The sequence below is a fragment of the Paenibacillus sp. J31R120 genome, from assembly GCF_056269225.1.
This window is the reverse complement of the sequence record NZ_JBWDNN010000001.1, coordinates 1,267,351-1,290,947: the sequence shown is the minus strand read 5'-3', so window position 1 is coordinate 1,290,947 and position 23,597 is coordinate 1,267,351. Positions and strand designations below refer to the sequence as shown.

Below are 23,597 nucleotides of genomic sequence, written 5' to 3'. Positions count from 1 at the left end.
GATGTATCCAAAGCTATGCATAATTCCTCTGATATTGCGCAGATAGTCGATATCTAATTGAATAACTCTTCGCTTCCATTTTTCATTTTTTCTTCAGTTTTCCCCCATCTTCTAAGTTTCTTTTTAGAACGAATATCCAACATTAACCCTCCAAAGATGTGTTAACTGCCAGAAACTGCAGTCAGTCCTTATTATTATTCAATAAATCTTTGATGAGTTTATTGCTATTCTCAAGTATTCTTAGCGTTTCAACCGATTGCTCAGAATCAGTCAAAAAGCTGGACGAGAGAGGGTTTAGTTCTCTTACGGCTTCAATAATTTCCTGCATCTGTTCATCTTGCACATGAATGTCATTTCGTTTTTCATCTTCAATGTTTGATTTAATCTGTTGTAAATGCATTCCGATGTTATGAGCAAATTCGTATAAAGGTTCTTGTAAGTCTTTGGCGATCAATGCATCCACTTCTTCTTGTGAAATGTTGGTTAAAGACCTCATTCTCGAAAGCTGACTCCATTTAAAGGGACCATCGATCTGCCCAACAATAAAACGATAATCTTCAGATGATTGGGCTTGAATTGTATATTCGAGTATAAATGAATAATTTGTCCAAGCACCAAAAATTTCTGTCCGCAACGCGTTATCGGCATCAGCCAGTAGCCAGATTTTTTCCTGAGAGTATTCCTTGGATGACGTACAGCTTGCTAAAAACACAGTTACTAGTATGGAAATGCACAACAGTAGCTTTTTCAGTCCCCTTCACCTCCAAGTATAGAACGTCAACTATTATCACTTAGTTGCTGTATATTACCTGCCCGTTCCATATGAGTTGTTGTATCCCAGTATCATCCACTGCCCCAATGTACAAAATAAAAAAGCCAATCAATGTAATTGATGGGCTACTCTTGTTGTGTATATGTCTAGGCTTTAGGATAGGAATTGACTTTTTAGAATCGATTAATGGAAAACGGTGAAATATCAATATCATTTTTTCCAGAAATAATCAAGTTACTTAAGGCTTCGCCAACTGCACTGCTAAACTTGAATCCATGACCAGAGAACCCCGCTGCAATTGCAATGTTGGGATACTTAGGATGTAAATCGATAACAAATTTTTCATCAGGAGTTAGGGTATACATGCATGTTTTACCGTACTTTAAGTGTTGAATGTCGGGGATATATTGTTTCAAAAATGAAACCAAGTCACCTTCATCCTCTGTTAATTCACCAAAACCCAGTATCGATTCATCTGGATGAATGGGAACACCGCCATCATGACGGCCTACTTTTATACCGCTGCCCGCAATACTCGGAAAACCGTAGTAAACGCCTTGGGGTGTCATAACATCAAAGGCTGGAAAACGGTTTTGATTATAACGTTCCTCATCAGCTTCAAACCAAGCAAATGTCTTCCTCACAGGTGTAAGAGGAATATCCAAATCCAGCATAGACAGCAACTTCCCTGACCATGCTCCTGCGGAAACAACTAACGAATCTGCGCAAAAGGTTTGGGCGTCTGTCTTAATGGTGACTCTCTCATCTTGAATGGATATTTCCTTTACCCTGCTATTGGTAAGAATAGTAGCACCGTTCGACTCAGCAAGCTCTTGATAGGCCTCAATACATTCCTCACATTTCAACACGCCCGACGCGGGTTCAAAGCAGCCAATGAAGTCTTCGGGTATCGTAATGCCAGGCCAACGCTGATGGATTTCGTTTGAATCCAATATATCGAGTGGAAGCGAATACTTCTTGGCACTAGCGATAATATTTTGCATGGATTCGGAATCTGACTGCCCAATACTGAGAACCCCTGTTTGAAGAAATAGTTGCTTGCCGGCAGCCTTTTCTAATTCATTCCATAATTGTTGCGCTTTAAGGACAAACGGGACATATTCCTCACCCTCGGCATAAGCATGTCGAATAATTCTCGTTTCCCCGTGATGGCTTCCTCTAGGATGTGGTGGGTTAAAGGAGTCTAATAATAAGGTTTTTTTCCCACTCTTGGCTAAAAAATAACCTGCTGCCATTCCCATTGATCCTGCACCAATGATGATTACATCATAATTCATGTCTTACAACCTCCATAACCGCAGCTTAATTGTATGCAATCTAAACCGTTTGGCTGCATATTCCAACTTGATTAATAGGTTAAATTATAATGTCTGGTACTGCAAGAAGAAGTCTTTCGCCAAGACAGACATCACTTCTTCATTCTAGAAAGTCGGTATGAGCTTGAGCATCATCCCACAGCTCTGCTACCACGTATTTCGAACGCTATGCATGCAAATAGGATATCACTACTTATATCTAATTATAATGAAATGATGAGGACATTGATTGTGTTATGCAAAGATATCAATTATTATATAGTTGTTTATCTAACATCATTGATTTGAATATATTGTCGATTAGAAATGAGGAATAGTTATGCTGCAAAAAGCAACTTTCGCTGGTGGATGTTTTTGGTGCATGGTAACCCCATTTGAAGAGCAGCCTGGAATTCACGGGATTGTATCTGGGTATATGGGAGGTCACGTGGAGAATCCTACTTACGAGCAAGTACTAACCGGGGAAACCGGACATTTAGAAGTAGTTCAGATTACTTTTGATCCTGAGATATTCCCCTATGAGAAATTGCTCGATCTTTATTGGCCGCAGATTGATCCTACGGATGCTACAGGACAAGGAAACGATCGCAAGAGCCAATATCGTGCTGCAATCCTGCATCACAATGAGGAGCAAAGATTGTTAGCGCTAAAATCGCGTGAAGAACTTGGAAATAGCGGTCGCTTTGAGAATCCCGTCGTTACTGCAATTGAAGAAGCCTCTACCTTCTATCCGGCAGAAGAGTATCATCAAAATTATCATCGCAAGAACCCGGATTTTTACAAAGAATCCCGAATCTATTCAGGTCGCGATGCTATCATTGAAAAATACTGGAGTAAAGATTAACAATCATAATAGAGAGTCAACCAAACTATTAATTCCCCCTCTATTCTAAGGGTTGCCGCCTTTTCGGCAATCCCTTAGACTTCAGCATTTGCTTTCTGTTTGAAGCTCGGCTATTAACTCTCCCAATTTAGATGCCCTTTTCTCATTTTGGCTATGTAAAAGATTTGTCCCGTATGGCTCGGGAGATGTCTGAATTGATGCAGAAGCATTTCAAGAACGGTGGCATGATTGTCTAAAGCTCCATTTAAGGTTGAATAATCCCTGTAGGGTTGTTCCAATAATCTTTCAGGATTTGCTTTCATCATTTCAAGCACTTGTATAATGCAGTCATATGATTTCTTTGAAAGCTCCAATGCTTGCTCTTTTGACATTTGCAGATCACGAGCAAATTCTGTTGTTCTATCTTGGTTTTTTGGAGCAGCAAAGTATACCGTTTCAAACCATTCGTAGACAGCTCCTGAAATATGTGCAACCAAGTTAGCAATGCTGTTGCTCTCTGGCGTAGGTGACCATACGATATCCTCTTCAGCTAATTGTTCAAGTACCATTCGAGTCCACTTCTGATCAGCTTTGTATTTCCTTAACAAAAAATCAATTACGATAGCCGAAGTGTCCATATTCCCCACGCTCCCTTTTGCGCACATTTCAAATAATGGTAGGCTTGTCAAGCAGACGGTCACTTGCGAAACATCCATCAGCTTAAGATCATTCTTGCCAGATGCTCTCCAAGACGATTCATCGTATGCTCGGCCCCTGGGACGGCATAAGTTTTCACCTTATCGAATACAGCGGCAGTTTCTTCAAATAAGGTATGATATGTAAGTTTGGTCTTGCCATTCATGTCCTCGAACATTGCAGCTGCCGTAAAATGAGGGAACACCGCATGCTTGAACACAATTCGCACAGGTCTAACGATCTCAACGAAAATGTTCGTATTTGGAAAGTCCACGCCATCAGGACTGTGCATGATAAACTCCCATGCTCAGTTCGGCTGCAAATCAAATTTCTGAAAGGTCGACGTAAAGCCATCCGGCCCCCACCATTTCGCCAGATGCTTCACTTTCGTCCAAACACGAGATCGCGCGGGGCATTCAATTCGCGAGTGATGTCAATCTCATGGTCGCCTACTTGCGCTGCACGGATATTTGCATCATTGATCTGGCACGCTTCCATCCCCACAATTGAGACTCTTATGATCTAAGCATACCAAATAAATCATACCCCGATTTCTTTTATATTGCTTTCTCGCACAAGTAAACAAGTGAAGTGATAGGTAACGTCTAAATTTCCCTTGCATGATAGCTTCGCAGAAGTGTTTTTCAAACCTGTACATATTATTATATATCGTAGCACGAGAGCCGAAAATTATTGTTACTTTCAGCTTTAAAAGCGAGGCTTACATCAGGCACTGCTACTCTCCTTGCTGTAAGCCGATTTTCTCGGCTTGCATCACCCACAGACGGCTACTTCCGCGCTCTAAGCCGATTTTTTCGGCTTACATCATCCACAGACAGCTACTTCCACGCTCTAAGCCGATTTTTTCGGCTTGCAGCACCCACAGAGGGCTACTTCCACGCTCTAAGCCGATTTTTTCGGCTTGCAGCACCCACAGAGGGCTACTCTCCTTGCTCTAAGCCGATTTTTTCGGCTTGCAGCACCCACAGACGGCTACTTCCACACAATAAGCCGTTTTTTTCGGCTTGCAGCTTTCAAAGATGGTCACTCCTTCCCCATCTCCTTCAATTCGAAAGTAATCAAAGCTCCCCCGCACTCTTCAGCTTCTCCATAATTCTCCGCTTCCGGTACATCATTTTACCCGTCTCTGCGACATCCTGAAGCGTGGATCGGTTCAAGAAAGCGCCGAACAGCATGCCTGCGATCGGAATCATCTGGAACAGCTTTTTCCATCCGAAGTTGTCCCTGTACGTGAGCATCACCTCGCGCCAGCCCTCTAGCTGGGACATGACTTGTCCGCTTTTCTCCCCTGAATGGAAAGCAGCAAGATCATCCAATATCGCTTTCTTGCCGACGATATCGGAGGAGGAGAACTGAAGACACTTCACAATAAAGATGCGCTCCGATTTCTCTTCCGGGTCATAGCCGTAGCTAATCGCGATCTCCTGCAGTGCTTTGAGGGAGATGCCGAGCAGAAGCGGAATGTCGATGGCGAGCGTGAAGAAGCCGCCAAATCCCGTAGTTGCGCCTTGCACCGTAGCGGTCTTGGTGCCTGATTCGATTATGCTGTCCGCCATCTGATCCATTCTGCTAAGCTCAAGCTGGCCGATCCGGTTCAGATCCGATGATCCAACATGGTCCTCATTCGGAAAAAACTTGCGGTACATCTGCTCCTTGCTGATCAAATAATGCCCGCCGCTCTGAACGTAATTCCCAAGCTCGTCAAGCGCCGTTCCTATTTTCTCCTGAATGAACTTGGGCGTAATCCGGTCCAATAGGGCAAAGGGCAGTCTGCCGAGCTTTTCCCAGAAGAAAAGGTCCTTCTGATCTTTCTCCCATTGTTCGATCTGTCTTAATTCCGCCCTTAATTCATCTGCAGCCTCTATATTCGTCATCTTGACACGGACACCTCGCATGAAATTTTCTTATGCCTTACATACTGACAATACCGCCTCGACGTTTCACAAAATGCTGATTAATCTTTTATACATGTGTAATTTACAGTAATGTTACTCAAAGAAAAAGAAAGGAAGCGCACCAGGCGCTTCCGCTCTTCCATCGCTTTATTCCTCGAAGGACAAATTCTCCGGCTCGTCCCGCAGTTCTCCGCTGATCTGCATATTCGTGCTTGGCGTACGCGCATCCACGATTTCGAATGCAAAGCTGTCCATCCATACTTTTCCTTGACCTGTAAGCAGTACGCCGAAAGAAATCGAGTCGCTGTCCGCCGACACATCAAGCACGATAGAGTATAGGTTCCATGGCAGGGTGCCTTGAATTGGGCGATCGCTCATGTTATCGAACTGAACCGTGTCCCCCGTCGCGTTGTCAACTCTCATCCAAAGCCCCGCAAAATCGCTCACCTTCTCCGCCTGGATAAACGCGGATAGCTTGATGCGCTCGCCTTTATATTTGTCGGACTTGAGTTGCTGCATAATCGTCGCGAACTGGGTTTCCGACGTTGCGGATACGGATTTCAAATAACCTGACACCTTTCCCATATGCACCGTCTCCCTGTCAACCCCCATCTCGTAGTGCGACGGATCACTGCCGCTTAAGATCCAGCCCTTTACTTTTCCATGCTCGCTCATATTCGTATTCTCCTCTCGTTTCCCCTTTGTCTGTTGCACGCTCCCCATCATCTTGCGGTAACGTCCGGGAGGCATGCCGTATTCTTTTTTGAAAGCGCGGGTGAACGCTTCCTGCGATTCGAACCGGCTGCGGAACGCGATTTGGATAATATCTTCCTTCGAGTACAAAAGTAACGAGGAAGCGCTGGCTAGTCTGCGCGAGCGGATATAATCCGTCACGCTTATGCCGACCTGCTCCTGAAAGATCCGGTGGAAGTGATACATCGAGAAGCCCGCGGCGGCCGCCGCGTCCTCAAGCTTCACCTCCTCCTCCAAATGCGCTTCGATATAACCTAAAGCTTGATAAATCATGGGATGGTATCTCACGTGATCACCTCTTGTCATCAAGAATAGCATAAGCTCGGACAGCGATTTTTGATTTGGATTGCGATATTTCAGCTTCGTCATTGGCAGCCAGCGGCTCCAAAAGCAAAAAGGCTGCCTGTTCGACTGGCAGCCCTAAAGTAATCCATATTCATTTATCCTTAGCTATTATTCACGCTTTACGAATACCCAAAGAAGGCATCCTTTTTGATATTGCCTTTTGGAATTTGTTTCTTCTGCAAGTAATCCGATATGGAGTCAACCAGCGGCTTCGGTCCGGCAACAAAATATTTGCCGCTGTCCTTATGCACACCGGCGAACTTGTCGATCTCCCCATTCAAATCATCCCTCGAATCCAGATACGTGATACGTATGGAGACACGTCCAGCTATAGCATCAAGCTCTTCCCTATATGGAAAAGACTTTTGGCTATCCAGATAAAGCAGTTGGATTTGCCGCCCGTTCCGATTGCCTTCCGCCTCGATTTGCTTGAGAATTGAACGAATCGGGGTAATGCCAATGCCGCCAGCAATCAGAAGCGAAGGGCTGTTATCCTGTATCGAAAATGCCCCTACAGGTCCACTCATCTTAACGGTCATCCCTTGCTTTAATTCTAACATCGCTTTTTTAAACTCGCTTGGGTTATCCCCTATACGCATAGTTAACCGAATCACGTTCTCTGCCGGAGCAGAAGCAATACTGAACGGTTTGGTTGGATTCTTCACTTTCTTATGCGTAATGCTGAACAACCCATATTGCCCTGCTTGCCAGTTCAGATCCTTGTCTTTCTCAAAAATAAATGTGTATACATCGTCGGCTTCCTTGCTGCTTGATAAAAATAACAACTCTCTCTTCTTGAACATAGCGACCATATCCTGAATGAAACCCACTTCCCCAACCCCCTCTACAATTAAGCGAGCATTACTGCAAGTACCGTCCCGTAATCGACTGCTCCGCATGAATGATCTGTGAAGGCAGACCTTCGAACACGACCTGGCCGCCTTTGCTGCCTCCATCCGGCCCCATATCGATAATCCAATCCGCTTGGCTGATGACATCGAGATTATGCTCTATTACAATGACCGTATTGCCTGTATCTACAAGGCGATTCATGATTCCCATCAACTGGCCGATATCTGACATGTGCAGGCCAGTCGTTGGCTCGTCCATCACATAGATGCTGCCCTTCTTATGAAGCTCGCTTGCAAGCTTAATGCGCTGGCATTCCCCGCCCGAGAGCGTGCTGAGCGGCTGGCCGAGCGTCACATAGTTCAGCCCCACATCGCTCATGGCCTGAAGCTTGCGCACAACTTCTTTCAGCTCGAAAAACTCCAGTGCCTGCTCAACCGTCATCTCCAGCACATCGGCGATGGACTTGCCGCTCAGCTTATATTCAAGCACTTCTTCCTTGAACCGTTTGCCGCCACAGACTTCGCATGGGAGCTTCACACTTTCCAGGAATGCAAGGTCTGTATATACGACGCCTAACCCTTGACAGTTCTCGCAAGCTCCCTTGGAGTTGAAGCTGAACAGTCCTTGGTTTACCTTATTAGCAGAAGCAAACGCCTTGCGTACATCATCCATAATTCCCGTGTAGGTCGCAGGATTGGAGCGTGTAGACACGCCTACCGCCGATTGGTCAATGACGATCGCATCCGGATGTTGACTGAGAAATACTTCGTTAATCAGCGTACTCTTTCCTGAACCGGCGACTCCGGTAACGACAGTAAGCACTCCGGTAGGAATATCTACACTTACATGACTCAGGTTATGCAAAGTGGCATTATTGATGGAGAGGTTGCCGGCTGGCTGCCTGCATTCTTGCTTCAGTTGCAGAGGACGCTTCATATAGTTGCCTGTCAGCGTACCTGATTCCAGCAAGCCGGAATAGCTGCCCTCATAGACGATCGTACCGCCGCGGCTGCCGGCGTGAGGCCCAACGTCGACGATATGATCCGCTACCTTGATCACATCAGGATCATGCTCGACGACAATGACGGTATTGCCCTTGTCACGCAGCTTTTGGAGCAATTCGTTCAATCGGTGTACGTCGCGGGGATGCAAGCCAACACTGGGCTCATCGAAGATATATGTGACATCGACCAGACTGCCGCTCAAATGCTTCACCATCTTGACGCGCTGCGACTCGCCGCCAGACAACGTATCCGTCTCACGGTCCAGCGTCAAATAGTCAAGTCCGACATCCACCAGATGCTGCAGTCTCTCTGTGAGCGACTTCACCATCGGCACTGCAACAGAATCGTCAACTTCGCGAATCACCCGAATGAGCTGCCCGACCTCCATGGAAGACATATCTGCGATGTTGCGGCCATTAATTTTGCAGCTAAGCGCAGCTTGGCTAAGCCTTGCGCCACGGCAGCTGGAGCATGGGCCCTCCGTCATGAACGGCGCAACCGCCTTCTGCGTGCGCTCGGACTTCGTCTTCACGTCTTGCTTGATATATTTGTTGGTGAATTTTTCAATGACGCCTTCCACCGTAATATTCGTTGCTTTGCCAGCGAAGTCCATCTGCACCTTCCTCGCCTTGCCATAGAGCAGCAGCTCCAGATCCTCATCTGTGTAATCGCTTAGTTTCTTGTCCGGGTCGAAGGAGCCTGATTGAACGAGAATATTCCAATCCCAGCTGTCCACTGTATAGTCGGGAAGCCTAATAGCGCCTTCACGCAGCGACTTGGTCACGTCCACCGCCATGCTCATATCCACGCCCAGCTTGCGGCCGATTCCATTGCACTCGGGGCACATGCCTTGCGGATCGTTAAAGGAAAACATATGCGCTTGTCCAACATGGGGCTGACCCACCCGGGAGAAGAGAAGACGGAGAATAGGCGAGATATCGGTAATGGTGCCCATTGTGGAATGAGAACCGCCTCCCAGACGCTTCTGATCTACAATAACCGCCATGCTTAGGTTCTCGATCGCATCCGTATCCGGCTGCGGGACGCGAGGCAGAAAATTACGCACGAACATACTAAAGTTCTCATTCAGCAAACGTGTCGATTCTGCAGCGATTGTATCGAAGACAATGGAGGACTTACCTGACCCGGATACACCGGTGAAAATCGTAATTTTTCGTTTAGGTATGCGTAAGGAGACGTTTTTGAGATTGTTTTCCCTTGCACCCGAGATGACGATGTGCTGCTGATTCGCTTCGCTCATGATTCCATCCTTCCATTAGCAAAAATTTCTTTATTATTAAATTTCATCCATTCCATACGCGCAGCAAGTGGGTCAATACGCGCATCGCGCGGGATTGACCCCCTATTGATATGGACCGGCTCAGCAATATGCAGCAGCCGGCTAAGTTGAATCCCCTAAACAGCCAACAGCTTCTCAAGCTCGCCGCACCATGCGCTCCAGCCATGCTTGGCGCCTGCCAGACCATGCGGATTGGAGAATCCGGTTTGCTCCAGGTGGAGATTAACCCCTCCATCCCCCAGCTCCTGCAGCGTCCACACGACGGTGTGCTTCTCTTCGCCAACAGCCCAAGTATAGGACAAGCGGCTCGGCGGCTCTACAACTAGCACTTCGCCGTTAATGACTCCATCCCAGTACTCATTCGGCTCAGCGCGGAATTGAAAACGATGACCTACAATCGGCCTAAAATCATTTTTCAATACCCACTTCTCCAGCTTCTCTGAATCAGTAACGGCGGCCCAAAGCTTCTCAATCGTAGTGTTGTACTGAAAATCCAGGTTTAATACCAAACTCATATTTCATCCTCCTCAAGTAGTTGGTTCAATCGAAGCATATTCGCACTCCAGAACTTGCTGTAGAACGCTACCCAATCTTGTACTTCACGAAGCGGAGCAGGATTTAGCGTATATCGCGTTTCTCTGCCGACCTTGCGATCATGGACCAGACCAGCTTCTTTCAGAATCGTCAAATGCTTGGACACCGCGGTTCGGCCCATATCAAACTGTGAAGTCAGCTCATGTAGCGGCTGCTCCTCACCCAAGGCCAGCAAATGAATCAGTTCACGTCTGGTCGGATCTGCTATCGCGTCAAATACATCCCGCAAATGGTTGTTCTCAATCACAACATCCACACCTAATTATTAGTGATATTTCATTCATTAGACACCATATGGTGACGAATAGATTATAGGACACCGTTTGGTGTCCTGTCAACCGATTTATGATTAATCGGTCTTTTTGCATAAAAAATAACAAAATCAGTCTTCGTTCTTACTAACTCAGTTCCTGAACAGAGCCGTCTAAGTAGCCAACAATAACCTTTTTCGCAAGACGAATGAATAGTCCGTTCTCAACAACTCCTGGTATCAGGTTGATCGAAGTCTGCAGCTCTTCAGCCTGTTCGATCACCTTGAAATCACAGTCCACAATATAATTGCCGTTATCCGTCACAAACGGTTTATTTTGCGATGTCCGCAAGCTGGTCACACATCCAAGCTCATGCAGCTTTTGCCGGGTTAGATTGGCTCCGAACGGTACAATCTCTACTGGCAAATGAAACTTTCCAAGCTTCGGAGCCAGCTTGCTCTCATCGACAACGATAACAAGCTCTTTGCTGGAGGCTGCAATTATTTTTTCGCGCAATAACGCGCCTCCTCCGCCTTTGATCAAGTTCCAATCACCATCAACCTCATCCGCCCCGTCAATCGTCACATCAATAATGTTCACCTCAGATAGGGATAAGACCGGGATACCCAGTTCAATCGCTAATTGCTCGGATTGAATAGAAGTCGCCACGGTCTTGATGCGAAGACCTTCTTTCACCCTCTTGCCGATCTTCTGAATCGCCCAATAAGCGGTAGATCCTGTGCCAAGACCTACGACCATACCGTCACGCACATACGCTACAGCTTTCTCCGCTGCAACCCTTTTCGACTCCATCATGATGCCTCCTTATTCGTCTTGTTTTATCCCTAATTCTAATCCATGAACTGCAAAGGTTTAATGCTTTTTGGGCCAAATGGCTCTCTCTCCGATAGGATAGGATTGCAAATCATTGGTTTTCTGCAACATTTTTGAGCGAAATGCCGTCAAAAGGTCGTAATCGAAGAGCTCCGATTACTAGAATTTCGATACAAGGAGAACGACCCCATGAAAAAAACAACGATGTCTCTTCTCGTCGTCACCGCCTTGCTTGGCGGCCTGCTGACCGCTTGCTCCGGTAATACGAACAACAACGGCGCTACTCCGCCAGCAACGAACACACCAATTGCAAGTGAAAGCCCGACGCCGAGCCCAAGCCCGTCTGATGAGCCCGAAAATAGCGAAAAACCGGATGATAACGCAACTAAATCATCTACTGATAAAATTATGAAAGCTATGCTGGACAAGGTAGAGCAACCGGGGCTTATGGACCTGACTAAGGAAACGCTCGACACCTATTATGTCATCAATACCGATCTAATTGAAGAATTTACGATCAAGACGCCCGCATTCAACCTCAGCTCCAATGAGATCGCAGTCATTAAAGTCAAGGATAGCAAACATATCGATGAAATCAAAAAGAGCATGGAGCAGCGCGGCGCCGACGTGCAGAAGATGTTCGAGAATTACTTGCCTGAACCTTACAAGCTGGCCCAGAACTATAAAATCGCTACTGTCGGTAATTATGTATTGTTCCTGATTTCCGAAAGCGCCGATGAGCTGGAGAAAGCCTTCAAAGAAGCGGCAGCCAGCGCATAACACACTTGTATGCACTACGAGAAAGACGCATCCTCCCACTTCAACAGTGGAATTGGATGCGTCTTTTTAAATGAACATGCCTAGTATTAGACATCAAGAGTCAGACAACAAGTATGCTAAACCTTGCGAACAATCTGGCAATCCTTTATTTCATAGATCGTGTCCGCTGCATGCTCCAACAGCCTCGCATCATGCGTGATGAACAGAATCGTGCCCTTATAGCACTTCATCATGGACTCCAGCGCCTCCACTGCCGGAATATCGAGGAAGTTGCTGGGTTCATCCATCAGCAATATGTTGTAGCGGCCAAGCAGCAGCCTGGTCAGCTGAAGCTTCATTATTTCACCGCCGCTTAGCATGGCCAGCTCCTTGCGCACATCCTGATGCGAGAATCCCATGGAGGCCAGCGCAGAGCGAATTTCGGAAGCCCCGTAGTCGCTATTCTCCAGCATATATTCCATCACACTTTGATTGCGGTCGAACTTATAGCCAGTCTGGACCAAATATCCGATTTCCGCTTTTGGAGATAATGTGATGCCCGCCTCACGTTCGATGATCATGCGGAACAGCGTTGTTTTCCCCGTTCCATTCACACCGGTAATGCCGATCTTCGCGCCCAGCGGGAACTGGAACGAAGCATGATCGAATATGACTTGGTCACCGTACCGCTTGTTCAATGCCTTACCCATGATTGGATAAGGGTTGTGAAGCGCAAGCGATCCGCTTTGCCGGAATTGGATGGTGCGTCCCGATTCGGGAAGCTTCATTTCACCAAGCGCTTCGATCCGGTGCTCCATATTTTTGGCGGCTTGATGAAGCTTTTTTTGCTTGCTGCCAACCGTTTTCTGATGGCCCAGGCGTCCCCCGCTCTCGGTCGCGTTTTTCTTGGAGGAGCCTTTTGCCTTCTGGTTCATCTTGCGGGCGAGACTTTTCTTCTCCGCAATCGCCTTCTCCAGCCGCTCTCGTTCAGCCGCATGCTTCTTGTACTCCACTTCCTGAACTTGCCGTTCTTCCTCCTTCTGAACCAAATAATCGGAATATCCGCCCCAGTATTCCGTAATCCTGCCATCCTTCAGCTCCCAGATCTTGTCGACGACCCGGTCCAGGAAATACCGGTCATGGCTAATGACCAGCAACGCGCCAGCATAATGCTTAAGCTGTCCAATCAAGAAGTCGATTCCAGCGCGATCAAGATGGCTTGTCGGTTCGTCCGCCATCAAGCCATGCACCTCACTCGACAGGGCCTGCGCAATCTTCAGCCGCGTCTCTTCGCCGCCGCTCATGCCCTCCAGACGGTTACGGTCCACCCCAAGCTTGCCCAATAAGGCGTAGTCCTTGACCTCCTGCAGAATCGCATCATCCAGCTGAGGAATGTAGGCAATCTCCCCATGCCGCGCAACCTGTCCGGAGGATAGCGCCACCTCACCGAGCAACGCTTTCAGCAGCGTACTCTTGCCTGCGCCGTTCGCACCTACCAGTCCGATGCGGTCATCATCATAAAGCTCCAGTTCTTCGATATCCAGAATGTCTCTTCCCATATATTCAACATAAAGGTCATTTGCCTTGATCAACATATTCATTTCTATTTCCTCCTTCATTCATCGCAGTGATTTGCTCGCAGGAACGTTCCTGCGATTAGCGAAGTGAGGATTATATGAAGAAGTACCAGTTTAGCCTTCGCATAACATCAACCTCTTTTCTTTCAAAAGTCTCGTCCCTCATGAGTAGTGGGCAACAAAAAACAGACCTAAGTCCATAACGCGGGCTCAGATCTGCCTATCACGAAGAGAGAACATCTCGATATAGGTATAGCGAATAAAGCTAACCTCATCGCTCACTATGTTCCTCATACGTATATATAAGCATCTCTAAAAAGCCCACTGATTGTGGAAAATTCGCTCTTTATCGCCTGCTTATCGAATACGCATGGAATGCAACATAGATGAACGACCCTCCTTGCTTAAAAGTACCCCTATCCTAACACCGGCAGCTGAAGGTGTCAATGGCGCGAATCCGCTCGCTCCAGGCAGGATTTTTCCAGAACGTGCAAATGAAATGAAACCTCGTTTATAGTTCAAGTGTATATATTTTTAGCTGGCAAAATAGATAAGAGGATGTGGGATACATGATACCAAGCGAGCTATTGTACTCCAGAACGTTCTGGGACCGTTACTTCTGGCAGCTTCAAGACGACTTCAGCTACGAAATGCTGGAGGACAATCCTATTCACTTTCAATTGACCGAAGAACATGTCTTGCTCCTTGATCCGGGAGACGACTTTTCTTACATTTCGCTCAGCTTTCAATATGAGGATGAAGAGGAAATCGAAATTGCGTGGGATGATGAAGCTCACTTTTACCCTAACGTTCTGAGATGGAGTGAATATAAGGCGATCGTAACTCGAATAGCTGAGGCGCATGAGATCGATTCTTGGATTCCTGCCCTGCTCCTTAGGAGATTTGTAGGCATTCAGAGCTTGGATGAACTTCAAGCGGTGTCGGCTTGGGAACTGGAGATGCGGAGAGCATCAGGACTCTACGTTGAAGCCGAATTAAAAGAATGGTTCGAACATAGCATTGTCCAAGCTGAAGAAGATTGGGTCAACATAGATCGAAGATGGGTCTACCGTGAGCCATTAGGATGGGTAGTTGAAGGAGAGGACGCTTATTCCTTGAGAAATTCCGACAACACTCCCTTTCCTTTTCCCCAATGGAATCAGATGTTGACTGATCTTGGCAGTGAATGATAACTGTAGCGGGCATTCGTTGCCATTCAACGAATGCCCGCTACTCTCTCCCTTACATAAATCCGCCAAAAAAATGCTTTGCCGACTCCCGGGAATATCCGTCGCTCCCTTGCCATATCGCCATCGATACAAAATCCGAGTCTCTGCCCTTCCGTGTACGAGGTGTATCTTTGGCGGCAAGCACTCCGGCAAAACCCAGTACTTCTAGAAGCATATCTCTTTCATTTTTGCTTGAAGGCAAGACTTCCTTCCAGCGCTTCTCCAGCATCCGCGGACCATCTTGTTCCCTGCATGCTTCAACTGCCTGAAGCATATCCTTCAGAATGATTAGATCCTGCTCGCTCACGGCTGTTTCTTCCTCCCGGCTGAGCAGTTCGAGATCAAGCCAGCAGTACAGCAGATGGTTCAATCGAACGCCACCCCATTTGACGCGTTCGAAATTCAGTACATTAAGGTCGGCATTCGTATAATCAGCATCAGACATTAGCCTGCTGCTGTCGCAATGACCACAGCTGCTATAGCTTGGAAGCGCAACGCTTTGCTCCCCATAGGCGTGCAGAGGCAAGTCTGCGGTAAGCGCCCAACTGGACAGCGCGCTGCGCAAGTGTACCTTTCGAGTGGACAGACTGTGCAGGAAAGCCGCTGCCACACGCTCCTTCGGAATAACAACTTGCAGCTCCTTTAGCTTATGGATCAGCTCATCATGCGTGATGGTCAGCGGATCGAACATAAGCCCCTGACCCTTCGCATATTCGAAGTCTTCCCCGGCGAATGGCGCATGGCTGCTTCTCCACCCCTGGGAGGTCCAAAAGGTTTGCATCAATATTTTTTTCGCCTTCTTATCCACTGCGTTACACCTCTATTAAATTCGACATCAATAATTCAAGAAAATGTTCAAGACTATCTGCTACTTTTTCTGCCTCTTCGAATTCAGGCTCATATCCGCGTACAATAGCCCCTTTATCCTTCGATAAATCAATCGCGTAGAAGGAATATCCGCCATCAACGGACATCACGATTGGCAAATGATTGTCCCACCATGAAGTGATCTCTGTTTGCCAATTACGATCATCCGCTGCTGCTTCTAAGCTGAGCAATTCAAATTCATTCCATCTGAATGCACCGTCTGAGTTATTATTAAATTCATTCTCGCACATAAACCATGTCTTCTCATTTGGCGAAATACACGTTTCAACCACACTTAAAAAATCTGAAAACTCAGTAGGGATTTCTTTATATCTTGTAGTAATATTGCTATTTACATTTAATTGAAACTCGGATTTTCGGGAAATATCCCAACCATTTTCATTCGCCCAGATGATAAATTCGCTAATCTTTTTATTCATAATCCACCTCCTGAAAATTTACTAACCTAACATGTCTCTATGATGCTTCTCTTCGTTTATATTACCATTATAGAACAACCGTTCGTTTCTTCAAATAACAACATCATCATTTAATAGATTCCATACAAAAAAGGAAGCCCAAGGCTTCCTTCTCTCTACCTATTGAGCTGAAGAACCCGCGCGATCCTCGGCAAAAGCTTTGCGGTTCCACCAGCCGACGCCAGCGGCCAGCACGCTGATCGCCGCAGCGATCAAATACATATTCACAATGCCCAGCACTTCTGCAACGAAGCTCATGCCGAACAAGGAGATGCCGAATAGCAAATTCAACAATGTCCCCTGAGCAGAAAATACTTTAGGCAGCTGATCCTTCGAACAGCTCCGCTGGATGAGCGTTCGGCGCGCAACAGCCGACAGCTCTGTGAACGGTCCCGTCACCAGTACAATGAGCAGTGCCAGCGGCGCTATCGTATTAATCGCGAACCAGGCTGTACACACCGCATATCCAAGAATACCCACCAGCATGAACAGGAAAAGCCGTTTCTCCAGCCGCTTGACGAGTGCAATGACGAGAAAGCCACCAATTACGGTGCCGGCAAAATAGCTGGCGTTGATATACCCCCACCAGTCCTCATTTTTCAGCAGCACTTCCTTCACAAATACGAGCATGAACGCGCCAACCCATACCGTGCTGCCAAGCGCGTCGGTCACATCCATAAAGGTCATTGAGCGCAACCGTCTGGATTGCCATAACACAACCCAGCCTTCCTTCAGCGTATCCCATCTGGAAGGCGCGTTCGCTTCGCCGCCGTCTGCTGAGGCGCGGCCCGTGCGTACATCCCATAGACTACGCCGCTTAGGTTCCGTCGGATCTTCGATCAGCAGCGTCACCGCCATCGCCACGCCATATCCGGCAGCTACAGCCAGCAGAACCGGGAACGGGCCAAATGCTGCGACCAGGATGCCGCTAACCGCCCATCCGGCGAACTGGATCACCTGATCCGATGTAGCGACCATCGCATTCGCCCTTAGCAGCGCGTCATCATGAACCAGACGCGGGATCAAGGCGTTCCGGGCAGGTGAAGTCCACCCATCGAGGAACGAGATGAACAGGATGAGCACATACACAGGCAGCAAGTCCTCTCCATCTACCATGGGGGATAAATACAAAGCCATGACGCCAAATAAGAGAAACTGCCCAAGCTGAGAGACGGTTAACAGGAAAGGCAATCTGTATTTCACCAGCATCAGCGGAGCTGCCAGCCCGCTAATAAATTGTGCGGCGACTCGAAAAAACGGCACCAATGTCGCAAAAATAATAGAGTTCGTCCTCTCCAGCACAAGCGTAGTAAGCGCAACCATATACAGAACGTCTACCGTGTTGGACAAGGACTGCGAGCCCCATAAATAATAAAATGAACGTTTTACCATCACTTTTAATCTCCATCTATTTTGTTCATGAATGTTTGTATATGACTGTTAAAAGTGATCCATCAAATGGGACCCATACAACTCATGCTCCTCTCCCAAACGGGTCGATCCAAAAAGCCGGTAGAATCTATTATAATGTATTATTCATATTTTTAAAGTAAAATATTTAAAAAGTAATTACCCCCTATCCTGTTTATCCTGGGATGAGCCGATTGAACATTTGGACATGATGACCGAACGCGAGCATTTGACGATATTTTGGATTACATTTATAAGAACCACGGCAAGTCCTGAGAAAAAACAAACAGCGACAGTCGATGACTTGAATCCAAGCCATGGACTGCCGCTGCTATGTTCCAGCTATCTAAAATCATTTATCTTGTATATTCTTCAATGCTCCTCTGATCCGTTACCGCTCTTGCCTTTCTTACATCTTTATAATGATTGACGTTATTTTTCAATTGAACCATAGTTGTCCACACCATCAAGACAAACAAAAGCACGCTCATTAATCCAAATGCAAAGAAGTAGTAATTGAAATAAAAGAACCATACAACCGCAGCAACTGCCAGAAGCATCAGAATCCAGAAGGTCCACTTTAAAGCCTTTCTCAATCCTATCCCCTCCAGTAATGGATTTCCATTATTTCTCTATTTACTAATATGATTATAACATATTTTCTTTTCCTAAATCGTTCCATAACCCCTTTTCCAAACATTTTATTGTTTTCTTTCGCTTCGCTTCTTTCGTATATGCGAATATCATGATATATTAGGTAGTGCCTAATATAGTTAGGTAACACCTAATAAAATAAGTCAACATTTAATATTTAATGGGGTGAAATAATGCTTACATGGATGCTGCGACAAGTTATGGCTGCCAGAGGCATATGGACGGGTGCGGACTTAGCCAGACAACTAGCCGACAAGACGAATTACCGTCTATCCCCTGCTTCCATCAGCGCTTTAATAACTCGACAGCCCAAGCAAATGAAGGCCGAGACGCTTGATGCGCTATGCACAGTTTTGGAATGTTCGCCTAATGATTTGTGGGTATATACCCCACCACATACAGAGAAAGGGGCATAAGCATGTCCGAAAAAAGCATTTTGCCATTTGGAGACCCGATTTTGCGGAAGAAAGCCAAACCTGTTGCCGAATTGAATTCGAAAACGTTAAAGCTTCTTGATGATATGGTGGAAACCTTATACGCCCGCGAAGGTCGCGCAGGTCTTGCCGCGCCCCAGGTCGGCATTCTCAGAAAGCTGATTGTTATGGATTGCGGGGAAGGGCTGATCGAGCTTATTAACCCTGAAGTGATGGCATTAAGCGGCGAACAAATGGGTACGGAAGCTTGTTTGTCTTTCCCTGGTTACTTTGGTTATGTGAAGAGAGCTCATTATATTAAGTTAAGCACATTAAATAGACAAGGCAACCGAATCATCCTAGAAGCGGAAGGCTACCTTGCCCGCTGCATGCAGCATGAGATCGATCATCTGAACGGAGTGCTGTTTGTCGATTATGTTCACGAGAAGTGGCTGTATCACGAGCAAACCCAACAGCGTATCGATGTCCTTCAAGTGATTCGATTAACGAATCAAGGCGTTTAATGGATAGAGTTTCTTTGCGCGCAAATTAATCAGCCATTCGCAAATCAAAAAACAGCCGACCTCAACAGTCGGCTGCTCTTCATGTTCTTATTTTGCAACAGGCATTTGAAATCAGTTCTCGCCTAATACAGCCCCCGTCAAAAATGCCTCCACTTGACTTAAATAAGGTGTCTCCAGCACGATTCCATCATGATCCATGACGACATACATAGGAAATTGCTTTACGCCAATCGCCTTGGCCCACTTCACATTCCGGTCCTGTACTTGATCCCAAAACTGGATAACGGTAATCGACTTCGTTATTTCGGGATTGCTATTGTGGAAAATGTTAAGTTCCGTTGTCTCGGAATCAGAAAGCACTCCCTTATAAAACAAATGTATGGCATAAGTTCCGGCCTCTGTCGGCTTCAATTCTTTTAGAACAACTTCTTTCGTATTTCCGCTGCAACCCGATAATACCGAACTGCTTATCATAACCACTGCTAAAACCATCACCTTATGCCTCATAATATCTCCTTCCTCGCCACGCTAATACTGCACCAACCATCAGCACTAGCCATTCAGCTGCTATTCGTTATCTATTTTCTTCTTATGCTTAATCAGGACTTCAACTTTCGCAGCATCGACGAAATTGCCTATTCCAATTGTTTCGTAAGTGTAGATTTGATGCTCGCCTGTACCGTCAGGAGATTTTCCTGTACCTGCTCCTTCTGCGTTAAAATCAGCGCTCCCTACTTTCTGGCCGTTTTTATCAAAAAAGGCAATCTCCGCTTCAAACTGATAATTTCCTTGTTGAAGAATGGCGTAGTTGAACCGGAGTTTTGTGAATCCATCGGCTGGCATTAGCTCTGCTTGGCTAATCGCTATTAAACCTGAAGGATCTCTGTTATCCACTATCGGTGGCAAAAAAGCTGATACAGCCTCTGGCTGAACATACTCTAGGGTCGCATATGCATACTTGGAGATATCGGCAGATGTGGAAGAGTTGACTTCAATGATCTGTTCCCCAGACGCGTTGATGGCAGCATGAACGGGTACACTGCCCAGAACATGTCCCTTTTCGTCATAAAATCCAAGTATCGCTTCAAGCTCTATGCGGCTCCCGGGCTCAACGATTAATTTGCTTTTATATAGCGTGTCAAAAAAAGCTTGTCCCGCATATAGCTGTGCGCTTACTTTGGTGATCTCTCCTTTGCGGGCAACACTCACATAACCTGCGCGTAAATCGCTTGAAATGCTGTGCATGGTGAACCCGCTATCCATTCTGACTGTTTTCTTGGCATCATCATAAATGACAACCGCATCCAGACTTTCAGCAATAAAACGAATAGGTACGTATACGCGTTTATTGTAGTTTAGAGTCGCCATATCATTAGGGAGATCTACAGATTTGCCGTTCACTTCATATTTAACCGGAAGCAGACTTGCCTTAATCGCATCTCCTGCATATACGGCAGTAGCGGTTGTGGCTAGCATACCGCAAATAAAACCAATGGCATATTTTCGCATGACTTTCCTCCTAAACAATCCTTAATATAAATGCGCATCTACCGGCGGATCACACAGTATCCCAAGCTCTTTTGAATGACTCGATCGTATCATATCGTCGCTCTCGATCTGTACTTACTGCTTGTATGGCTATGTCGTAAAGCGATCTGCTTCCTTCCCATTTGGACAGCGAATGATCCATTTCACCACCAATAAGACCAAATGCGATTGCGCCCATCGTATACACATTCGTTCTCGCATCGATGGTTGCTCCCAAGATATATTCCTCCGGAGACTTCGTCCGTACTGAACCCCAGAAGTGCTCTCCCATGTCATTGACAGCCGGAGCTAGCCTATAAAAGTCGATATCGCAGATTTTCGTTCTATCCTCAGAGAAGTCATACAGTATACTGCCATCATAGAAATCAACCGCTACATAACCCTTTGACTCCACAAAGCTATGGAATTCATATATCACATCAAGAGAATGTAATCTCTTCTCAATTGGCAACTGTTTGAATCGAAAGAAAGGCGACTGCGGATGAGTATATTTCAACTTGCCAGCATATAACCAATGCGAGTGCAAGCATTCGCCATCAAACCATTCAAAAATGGCGGCATACCCAGCCTTCGTCTCAAAATGATTAACCAGATTAATTAAATGAGGATGATTCAAGTCTTTATATAGCGGCATGGCAGCTCTTAATCTAGTTATTGCGTCTATAGGGTCTCCTGAAAAACCTATAGGCCTGCTTCCCGCATATTTTACAAATTGCTTGATGCCATTTCTCTCCACTCCGAAGCTGATATTGCCGGAATCCTGTTGATCAAACACGCAAAAAACAGTGCCTAGCTCTTGCAGCCACTGGAAATCATGAAGTTCCTGCAGTTCAAAAGAAACCTGGTCAATCTTTAGCTCAACTGATTTTTGGTTCATAAAATGCTCCCCTCCATACTGGGGATTCACGTACTTACAGGGCTATTTATACGCTATCCCCTTATAGTTATCTGCCCGATTGTGACGTTTCAGTCCCTTCATATGACATCACTCCTTCCTTTTTTTCAACTCCATAATTATCCACTTATTATGCTCAGTTGGCAACCTGAACAATAGTTCCGATAACATGCAACACTTTACTCTCTTGCAACGTCTTGATGTCAGCATAACTAAATTCAGGAAAAATGGATCGAATGTGAGAGGGTGTACATTGATGAAAAAAGGTTCATTTTCAGCTTATTGGAAGCCGATTGCCAAGCTGGTTCTTGCGTCATCGCTTGTAATCGGCACTGTGACCGCCGCCCCGACAGCTGTTCATGCCGTCACTGCTGCAACTATGAAGCTGGCTAACAGCGAACAAGCCATTAAGCGTGCCAAAGAATTGAATTTGCTCCCGGAAGGAGCGACTGTCACCAGCAGCATGGACCTAAACAAGCAGTTTTGGGAACTGGAGTATAAGTTGCATAACCAAATAGGCGAGATCTGGCTTATCATTGAGACTGGCGAAGTCCTTAAGTTTTATGAGAGCAATTTTGACCTCATCGGTGAAGGCAAGGACAAGGTAACCAAAGAAGAAGCAGTACAGGTGGCAGAAGCTTTCATCCAACAGCTCCCGTGGAAACTCGAAGACACTTGGATATACAATCCATATCCGATTTCTGAGTATAATAAAGAGAAGTTTGGCGAACCGATTCGATTCGACCGTGCACACAATGGCATTCGATTTGAAGGTAATTATATGAACCTATCGGTTAATCCTCTAACCGGAACAGTAACGACTTACACCGTATATTGGGGCAAAGAAACCTTTGATGATACACCTTCAATCCTGTCCTATCCAGAGGCAGCCAAGAAAATGTATAAAGAAGCAACGCCCTTTTTGCATTGGAATGAAAATACTTTGCCCAAGAAACTTACTTATTCCCTCCATGATTATTACTTATTGAATCAAGCCGGCCAATTTCCGGAAGCACTGAATAGAGAAACGCCCGCGTTTACTGACAAGTTAAAACCGAAATACCCGTTAGAGCTTGCGAAGCTGCGTTTGCTGTCCAATTATGAGTTAGAGCTGAATTACATCAGTAATGGAACTGGAGATACGATAAAGCCCTATTATAACCTGCGAATCAAGCCTGGAGTTCCACTCTTTTACTATGGTGATCGCCCGTCCATTCAAGCGAATACCGGCGAATGGCTCGACTATATTAACAATCCCGTAACCGAACCATTCCCGCCTGCCAGCGAATGGCTCATCGATGCCGCTGTTCCACCTCAAAGCATCAAATACAAGGCTGCCGTCGTATGGAACAATGAGCTGCTGAAGCTGGTGAATGAACCGCTGGTTCATCAAGGCACTACACTACTGCCATTCCGGGAGCTGCTGGAGCGGATGGGTGCCAAAGTAGGCTGGGATTCCAGAACTCGTGTTGTAACAGCTAGCAAGCAAGGCACGACGATCGAGATTCCGCTTTATCACGATATCATTTATATTAACGGCGTAGCCCATAAATCTGCTCCAGCGCAGATAAGCAAAGGCCGAACCTATATTCCAGCGCGGGTGGTGCTCGAAGCCTTTGGCGCGAAGGTAGGCTGGAACGCCGCATCACGACTCGTCCTTGTCTCAACGAAGGATGACGTCCCTGTTTTGACAGCGGTGGGGCTAAAGCAACTGCGTTTTCAAGCTCATATTAATTGGCTGGAACGCTCGATACAAAAGTAAAAA

The 23,597-nt window shown here is 46.3% G+C and carries 25 protein-coding genes; 6 read left to right on the top strand and 19 right to left on the bottom strand.

Features of this window, described 5'->3' with window-relative positions; all coding sequences use genetic code 11:
* Positions 1 to 181: 181 nt before the first annotated feature.
* Positions 182 to 712 carry a hypothetical protein gene (locus AC0YNW_RS05925; RefSeq protein ID WP_475831133.1) on the bottom strand — a complete coding sequence of 177 codons (531 nt, stop codon included), beginning with the start codon at positions 710 to 712 and terminating at the stop codon, positions 182 to 184.
* A 233-nt stretch (positions 713 to 945) separates the two neighbouring features.
* Entirely contained in the window at positions 946 to 2,070 is a 1,125-nt protein-coding gene (gene solA, locus AC0YNW_RS05920; RefSeq protein WP_475831132.1) for an N-methyl-L-tryptophan oxidase, read from the bottom strand.
* A gap of 358 nt (positions 2,071 to 2,428) precedes the next feature.
* On the opposite strand from solA, the gene msrA reads away from it, so the two are divergent.
* The gene (gene msrA / locus AC0YNW_RS05915) at positions 2,429 to 2,953 is read left to right on the top strand and encodes a peptide-methionine (S)-S-oxide reductase MsrA (RefSeq protein ID WP_475831131.1); all 525 of its coding nucleotides are present in this window, start codon (positions 2,429 to 2,431) and stop codon (positions 2,951 to 2,953) included.
* A gap of 113 nt (positions 2,954 to 3,066) precedes the next feature.
* On the opposite strand, the gene AC0YNW_RS05910 is transcribed toward msrA, so the two are convergent.
* The 9 genes from AC0YNW_RS05910 to rpiA all read right to left on the bottom strand — a co-directional run bounded on the left by AC0YNW_RS05910 (position 3,067) and on the right by rpiA (position 11,459).
* A complete protein-coding gene (locus AC0YNW_RS05910) occupies positions 3,067 to 3,570 on the bottom strand; it encodes a DinB family protein (protein ID WP_475831130.1) in 504 nt (167 codons plus the stop codon).
* Positions 3,571 to 3,647: 77 nt separating this feature from the next.
* Positions 3,648 to 3,920 carry an SRPBCC domain-containing protein gene (locus tag AC0YNW_RS05905; protein WP_475831129.1) on the bottom strand — a complete coding sequence of 91 codons (273 nt, stop codon included), beginning with the start codon at positions 3,918 to 3,920 and terminating at the stop codon, positions 3,648 to 3,650.
* A gap of 787 nt (positions 3,921 to 4,707) precedes the next feature.
* On the bottom strand, positions 4,708 to 5,523 hold the full coding sequence (locus AC0YNW_RS05900; RefSeq protein WP_475831128.1) for an EcsC family protein: 816 nt from the start codon (positions 5,521 to 5,523) through the stop codon (positions 4,708 to 4,710).
* A gap of 168 nt (positions 5,524 to 5,691) precedes the next feature.
* Positions 5,692 to 6,585: a helix-turn-helix domain-containing protein gene (locus AC0YNW_RS05895; RefSeq protein ID WP_475831127.1), complete on the bottom strand. Its 894-nt coding sequence runs from the start codon at positions 6,583 to 6,585 to the stop codon at positions 5,692 to 5,694.
* Between the two features lie 176 nt (positions 6,586 to 6,761).
* On the bottom strand, positions 6,762 to 7,472 hold the full coding sequence (locus AC0YNW_RS05890) for an FAD-dependent oxidoreductase (protein ID WP_475831126.1): 711 nt from the start codon (positions 7,470 to 7,472) through the stop codon (positions 6,762 to 6,764).
* Positions 7,473 to 7,503: 31 nt separating this feature from the next.
* Positions 7,504 to 9,759 (bottom strand): ATP-binding cassette domain-containing protein, encoded by a 2,256-nt coding sequence (locus AC0YNW_RS05885; protein ID WP_475831125.1) that lies wholly within the window; start codon positions 9,757 to 9,759, stop codon positions 7,504 to 7,506.
* A gap of 155 nt (positions 9,760 to 9,914) precedes the next feature.
* Complete coding sequence (locus AC0YNW_RS05880) at positions 9,915 to 10,313, bottom strand: SRPBCC family protein (RefSeq protein WP_387479303.1); 399 nt, start codon at positions 10,311 to 10,313, stop codon at positions 9,915 to 9,917.
* A complete protein-coding gene (locus AC0YNW_RS05875) occupies positions 10,310 to 10,639 on the bottom strand; it encodes an ArsR/SmtB family transcription factor (RefSeq protein ID WP_119801615.1) in 330 nt (109 codons plus the stop codon). The genes AC0YNW_RS05880 and AC0YNW_RS05875 overlap by 4 nt, the downstream gene beginning before the upstream one ends.
* A 151-nt stretch (positions 10,640 to 10,790) precedes the next feature.
* Positions 10,791 to 11,459 carry a ribose-5-phosphate isomerase RpiA gene (gene rpiA / locus AC0YNW_RS05870; RefSeq protein ID WP_475831124.1) on the bottom strand — a complete coding sequence of 223 codons (669 nt, stop codon included), beginning with the start codon at positions 11,457 to 11,459 and terminating at the stop codon, positions 10,791 to 10,793.
* Between the two features lie 207 nt (positions 11,460 to 11,666).
* On the opposite strand from rpiA, the gene AC0YNW_RS05865 reads away from it, so the two are divergent.
* Positions 11,667 to 12,257, top strand: a complete 591-nt coding sequence (locus AC0YNW_RS05865; RefSeq protein WP_475831123.1) for a DUF4358 domain-containing protein — start codon at positions 11,667 to 11,669, stop codon at positions 12,255 to 12,257.
* 116 nt (positions 12,258 to 12,373) lie between these two features.
* Here AC0YNW_RS05865 and abc-f read toward each other — a convergent pair whose 3' ends face one another.
* Positions 12,374 to 13,837, bottom strand: a complete 1,464-nt coding sequence (abc-f, locus tag AC0YNW_RS05860; protein WP_475831122.1) for a ribosomal protection-like ABC-F family protein — start codon at positions 13,835 to 13,837, stop codon at positions 12,374 to 12,376.
* Between the two features lie 545 nt (positions 13,838 to 14,382).
* Between abc-f and AC0YNW_RS05855 the strand changes: the two genes are divergently transcribed.
* Positions 14,383 to 15,003 carry a hypothetical protein gene (locus AC0YNW_RS05855; RefSeq protein ID WP_475831121.1) on the top strand — a complete coding sequence of 207 codons (621 nt, stop codon included), beginning with the start codon at positions 14,383 to 14,385 and terminating at the stop codon, positions 15,001 to 15,003.
* Positions 15,004 to 15,055: 52 nt separating this feature from the next.
* Here AC0YNW_RS05855 and AC0YNW_RS05850 read toward each other — a convergent pair whose 3' ends face one another.
* The 4 genes from AC0YNW_RS05850 to AC0YNW_RS05835 form a co-directional block, all read right to left on the bottom strand.
* On the bottom strand, positions 15,056 to 15,850 hold the full coding sequence (locus AC0YNW_RS05850) for a hypothetical protein (RefSeq protein ID WP_475831120.1): 795 nt from the start codon (positions 15,848 to 15,850) through the stop codon (positions 15,056 to 15,058).
* Between the two features lie 4 nt (positions 15,851 to 15,854).
* The gene (locus AC0YNW_RS05845) at positions 15,855 to 16,349 is read right to left on the bottom strand and encodes an SMI1/KNR4 family protein (RefSeq protein WP_475831119.1); all 495 of its coding nucleotides are present in this window, start codon (positions 16,347 to 16,349) and stop codon (positions 15,855 to 15,857) included.
* A 159-nt stretch (positions 16,350 to 16,508) separates the two neighbouring features.
* Positions 16,509 to 17,780, bottom strand: coding sequence for an MFS transporter (locus AC0YNW_RS05840; protein ID WP_475831118.1), 1,272 nt, complete (start codon positions 17,778 to 17,780; stop codon positions 16,509 to 16,511).
* A gap of 374 nt (positions 17,781 to 18,154) precedes the next feature.
* On the bottom strand, positions 18,155 to 18,394 hold the full coding sequence (locus tag AC0YNW_RS05835) for a hypothetical protein (protein WP_475831117.1): 240 nt from the start codon (positions 18,392 to 18,394) through the stop codon (positions 18,155 to 18,157).
* 231 nt (positions 18,395 to 18,625) lie between these two features.
* Between AC0YNW_RS05835 and AC0YNW_RS05830 the strand changes: the two genes are divergently transcribed.
* Together AC0YNW_RS05830 and def are read left to right on the top strand one after the other, a co-directional pair.
* Positions 18,626 to 18,868, top strand: a complete 243-nt coding sequence (locus AC0YNW_RS05830) for a helix-turn-helix domain-containing protein (protein ID WP_475831116.1) — start codon at positions 18,626 to 18,628, stop codon at positions 18,866 to 18,868.
* Between the two features lie 2 nt (positions 18,869 to 18,870).
* Entirely contained in the window at positions 18,871 to 19,389 is a 519-nt protein-coding gene (gene def / locus AC0YNW_RS05825; protein WP_475831115.1) for a peptide deformylase, read from the top strand.
* 111 nt (positions 19,390 to 19,500) lie between these two features.
* On the opposite strand, the gene AC0YNW_RS05820 is transcribed toward def, so the two are convergent.
* The 3 genes from AC0YNW_RS05820 to AC0YNW_RS05810 all read right to left on the bottom strand — a co-directional run bounded on the left by AC0YNW_RS05820 (position 19,501) and on the right by AC0YNW_RS05810 (position 21,814).
* On the bottom strand, positions 19,501 to 19,884 hold the full coding sequence (locus AC0YNW_RS05820; RefSeq protein WP_475831114.1) for a hypothetical protein: 384 nt from the start codon (positions 19,882 to 19,884) through the stop codon (positions 19,501 to 19,503).
* 72 nt (positions 19,885 to 19,956) lie between these two features.
* Positions 19,957 to 20,898 (bottom strand): stalk domain-containing protein, encoded by a 942-nt coding sequence (locus AC0YNW_RS05815; protein WP_475831113.1) that lies wholly within the window; start codon positions 20,896 to 20,898, stop codon positions 19,957 to 19,959.
* 49 nt (positions 20,899 to 20,947) lie between these two features.
* Complete coding sequence (locus tag AC0YNW_RS05810; RefSeq protein ID WP_475831112.1) at positions 20,948 to 21,814, bottom strand: protein kinase family protein; 867 nt, start codon at positions 21,812 to 21,814, stop codon at positions 20,948 to 20,950.
* Positions 21,815 to 22,088: 274 nt separating this feature from the next.
* Between AC0YNW_RS05810 and AC0YNW_RS05805 the strand changes: the two genes are divergently transcribed.
* Positions 22,089 to 23,594 carry a copper amine oxidase N-terminal domain-containing protein gene (locus AC0YNW_RS05805; RefSeq protein ID WP_475831275.1) on the top strand — a complete coding sequence of 502 codons (1,506 nt, stop codon included), beginning with the start codon at positions 22,089 to 22,091 and terminating at the stop codon, positions 23,592 to 23,594.
* Positions 23,595 to 23,597: the final 3 nt, after the last annotated feature.